The sequence below is a fragment of the Protofrankia sp. Cr1 genome (genome assembly GCF_963555865.1).
Lineage (GTDB): Bacteria > Actinomycetota > Actinomycetes > Frankiales > Frankiaceae > Protofrankia.
Window position 1 is genome coordinate 1 of the sequence record NZ_CAUVXO010000558.1, and the last position, 697, is coordinate 697.

Genomic DNA, 697 nt, shown 5'->3' on the forward strand with positions numbered 1-697 from the left:
GGGCACGCTGACCCTCGCCCTGATCAGCCGGGGCACACCCGAAGCCAACCAGGCCAAGACCAATCCACACGGGATAGCACCCGTCCTGCTGCAGCAGGATCGGGAGACAGCCGAGGCCTATCAGGCGCCGGGTACACCGTGCGCAAGCCTCGTCTACCCGGACGCAACCGTACGAAGCTCGCCGGCCTGTGGCCCGGAGCGAATCCGCGAGTTGGTCGGGCAGGCAGCCGGCATGGATGGTCGCGCCCTGCCGATGGCGGGTGCACGCAAGAACGCGGCGGCGGCCGCACCCGCGGCTGCGACACACGGCCGGCGGCGGGGGGAAACGGCGCCCACCTTCACGCTGCCGGGCCTGAGCGGGCATCCCGTCAGCCTCGGCGACTTTCGCGGGACAGAGGTTCTGTTGCTCTTCTGGAATCCGGGTTGCGGCTTCTGCCGGGAAATCCTGGACGAGCTGAAGGACTGGGACGCGGCGTTACCCCACGACGGGCCGACGTTGCTCGTCATCTCGACCGGAGACGACGACGAGAACCGAGCGTTGGGGCTACGTTCCCCCGTCCTGCGCGACGAGGGCTTCACCGTGGGACCCACGTTCGGAGTGCACGGCACACCCATGGCGGTACAGGTCGCCGCGGACGGCACCATCACCTCCGACGTCACCTCGGGAGCACCGGACGTCCGCACGCTCCTGCGCTCG

Annotated in this window: 1 protein-coding gene; it reads left to right on the forward strand. The window is 69.6% G+C overall.

Features of this window, described 5'->3' with window-relative positions; translation table 11 throughout:
- On the forward strand, window positions 1-697 hold a 697-nt coding region (locus U9980_RS25740; protein WP_322770295.1), incomplete at both ends, for a TlpA disulfide reductase family protein.